Consider the following 3,275-nt stretch of genomic DNA (forward strand, 5'->3'; position numbering starts at 1 on the left):
TGTTTATGACACTCTTAAATTTCCGAAAGTTGACGGTATTGCCTGTCCAGAATTAGTCGATTATAATGTCCATATATAATTCGAAACATTTCGACATTTATTCTAGAGAAAGGAAAAGACGTCTCCCATAATGTCTAATTGCACCAACAGTTAGACAGGAGACGTCCACAAAAAAGTATATGGTTATTGTATCAAATTATCAGCTGATTGAAAATACTCTTACTGGAGTTTTTAGTTAGGGGTGCGGAGAGGATTCCTTCCCCTTGCTGCGGGAAAACCATGTTGGTTAGAGGTACAAAGGATCGAAAAGCCAAGGATCATACAGGTCAGAGTAAAACCTATAACATCAGAATATTGCAGTGTACCAATTGTGGTACCACTCATCATGAATTACCAGATTTATTGATTCCTTATAAGCGCTATGAGGCTGAATGTATCGAAGACGTTCTTACGAACCCATCCACCCACATTGTTCCTGCCGATGATTCCACTCTATCGAGATGGCATCGCTGGTTTCATCAATTTGTGGATTATTGGATCGGTTGTTTGAATTCCATCATGGTCAGAACCAGTCAGGAAAATATCCCCCTGGATATCACGTCCAAATGTTCAGGGAACGCACTTCAAAGGATAGGACACTTGGCAGGAGATGCCAATGGATGGCTGACAAGAACTGTCCGGCCCATCGTAAATATTAATTTATGGATACACATCCGTTCTGCATTCATTGTCCAATAGCACCTGATTTACACTCGTGATAGACACAGAGAGGAGAGTGTATCATGAGTGATCATAAGAAATCAGAAGAATTGGCAGTGCAGCGTTTTCAGCTGATATCCCCTTTATTGGCAGAGGGGCTTGACGCTGGGAAAGTAAAGGAATTAAAAGACCAGATAGCGAAGACGAGCGGTCTTTCAGAAAGAACCATCAGGCGATATTTGGCTCAATTTCAGAAAGATGGGTTTGGGGGACTGAAGCCACAAGGAAGAAAAGGTGCCCGAAAGCCTGAAGTAATCCCTCTTCATTTATTAGAACAGGCAATCCTCCTGCGTAAGGAAGTGCCGACCCGGAGTGTAGCTCAAATCATCCAGATACTTGAATGGGAAGGGGTAGCTGAACCGGGACAAATCAAAAGGTCAACGCTCCAGGAAAAGCTCACTGAAAAAGGGTACAGCACCCGGCATATGCGACTTTATTCCCAGACAGGAATAGCTGCCAGGAGATTTCAGAAACTACATCGCAACCAACTATGGCAATCAGATATCAAGTATGGTCCTTACCTGCCGATTGGCCCTAATGGAATGAAGAAACAAGTGTATCTTGTCGCCTTTATTGACGACGCCACCAGGTTTGTACTTCATGCAGCTTTCTACCCTACATTGGATTCAAGGATCGTTGAGGATGCCTTTCGTCAGGCTATCCAGAAGTATGGTGTTCCAGAGGCAGTCTATTTTGATAACGGGAAGCAGTATCGAACCAAATGGATGTCGCGCACCTGCTCAAAAATAGGCACCCGCCTTACTTACACCCGCCCGTACTCAGCTGAATCAAAAGGGAAAATTGAACGCTTCAATAGAATCATAGATTCATTCATTAGTGAGGCTGTCCTCGAAAAACCCAATACACTTGATCGTTTGAATGAGCTCTTCCAAGTGTGGCTGACAGAGTGTTATCAAAATAAGCATCATTCTGCACTTGGAGAAAAAATTAGCCCGGAAACGGCATTTCGTTCAGATAAGAAAGCGCTTCGGTTCATTGATCCGGATATGTTAAGTAATGCTTTTCTCCATTGTGAAACGAGAAAAGTCGATAAATCAGGATGCATCAGTTTCATGGATCACAAATATGAGGTAGGTCTGACATTCATTGGACGACAGGTTGAGGTTGTTTATGATCCTGCGAATATCGAGGAGCTTACCATTGAGTTCGAGGATCATACTCCTTGGAAAGCCAAGAAGCTTGTCATAGGGGAAAGAGCTGGGAAGCGTCCTGACTTACCTGAGCACCTGCTGGTACAGGATGCAGAATCTTCAAGACTATTAAAAGCAGCTGAACGAAAGAATGAGGAACGTCAAGCTGAACAGAAACCTGCCGTGACATTTCGTGCCGTTTGGAAGGAGGATGATTCTCGTGTTTGAAGCCTTCTATGAAATGGATAACACCCCTTTCGCCAGAGATCTTCCGACTGACCAATTGTATGACTCCTCCATGATGCAAGAAATCCTTGGAAGGCTGAAGTACACAGCTGAAAGACAGCTTTTTGCCGTTCTGAGTGGGGATAGTGGTACTGGAAAGACCACAACCATCCGTAAGTTTGTGGACAAGTTGGATAAAGGGAAATTCCATATCCTTTACCTGTCCGACTCTAAGTTAACGCCTCGTCATTTTTACAAAGGGCTCTTGGAACAGTTAGGCTCCGAAGCGAAGTTTTATCGAGGAGATGCAAAACGGCAGCTTCATCGTGAGATTGAATTAATGAAGGGCATACGAGGGCTACAACCTGTAGTGGTAGTGGACGAAGCCCATCTTCTGGACCGGGAAATGCTTGAAGAGGTTCGTTTCCTACTGAACTTCAAAATGGATTCGCAAAGCCCGATGGCACTCATTCTCGTCGGTCAAAGTGAATTGTGGGATCGGCTTCGACTCCAATCATACGCAGCTATACGCCAAAGAATCGATATCCAATTCCAGTTAGGGCATCTGGATCGGTCACAGGTGGAGGAATATGTTTCTAGGCATCTTCGGTATGCCGGAGTTGATCAACCAATTTTCTCCGACGGGGCGCTCGACGAAATCCATCGGTTTTCTGGTGGCGCCGCAAGGCTCATAAATAAACTCTGCACACATAGTCTACTCTATGGCTCACAAAATGGCCGAAGAATTATTGACGACCATATGATTAAGCAAGTCATCCAGGGGGAGCTTTCATGAAAAGTCGCTGGAAAGAAATGCATTACAATGAAGAGTTGGATTGTTGGGTTGTGTTTTGGGGAGACAATACTGGTTATAAGATGCGATGTGGGGAATGGTTTGATTTACATCTAGGAAATGGCCGGACGCTATCCTGTCGACTGGAACTGGGCAGAGACTGGTACATCCTTACGGGTCGAAATGATGTTAGGTTCTACCTTAAAAAAAATGAGACGTATCATGTTGATTTATAAATTATTTGGGAAGCATGGAAAATGCTTCCTTTTTATTTTTGGACAGTATATCCGTCAGTTTTAGGACAATTAATATCGTCAAGTTTTGGACATTATAAAACGTCATTAACA

4 protein-coding genes are annotated in these 3,275 nt (G+C 43.7%); all 4 read left to right on the forward strand.

Translation table 11 applies throughout. The features are described from left to right. Window positions 1–207: 207 nt before the first annotated feature. The 4 genes from J2S25_RS19790 to J2S25_RS19805 are packed head-to-tail and all read left to right on the forward strand — an operon-like array spanning window position 208 to window position 3,164. On the forward strand, window positions 208–738 hold the full coding sequence (locus tag J2S25_RS19790; protein ID WP_277813893.1) for a DUF6431 domain-containing protein: 531 nt from the start codon (window positions 208–210) through the stop codon (window positions 736–738). A gap of 44 nt (window positions 739–782) precedes the next feature. Continuing rightward, window positions 783–2,138 (forward strand): DDE-type integrase/transposase/recombinase, encoded by a 1,356-nt coding sequence (locus tag J2S25_RS19795; protein ID WP_307192714.1) that lies wholly within the window; start codon window positions 783–785, stop codon window positions 2,136–2,138. Next, window positions 2,131–2,931, forward strand: coding sequence for an ExeA family protein (locus tag J2S25_RS19800; RefSeq protein ID WP_044395448.1), 801 nt, complete (start codon window positions 2,131–2,133; stop codon window positions 2,929–2,931). The genes J2S25_RS19795 and J2S25_RS19800 overlap by 8 nt, the downstream gene beginning before the upstream one ends. Then, window positions 2,928–3,164 (forward strand): DUF5348 domain-containing protein, encoded by a 237-nt coding sequence (locus tag J2S25_RS19805; protein ID WP_044395446.1) that lies wholly within the window; start codon window positions 2,928–2,930, stop codon window positions 3,162–3,164. The genes J2S25_RS19800 and J2S25_RS19805 overlap by 4 nt, the downstream gene beginning before the upstream one ends. Window positions 3,165–3,275 lie beyond the last annotated feature (111 nt).

Origin of the sequence: Mesobacillus stamsii (genome assembly GCF_030814065.1) — a bacterium.
In the GTDB taxonomy this organism is placed as follows: domain Bacteria; phylum Bacillota; class Bacilli; order Bacillales; family Cytobacillaceae; genus Mesobacillus; species Mesobacillus stamsii.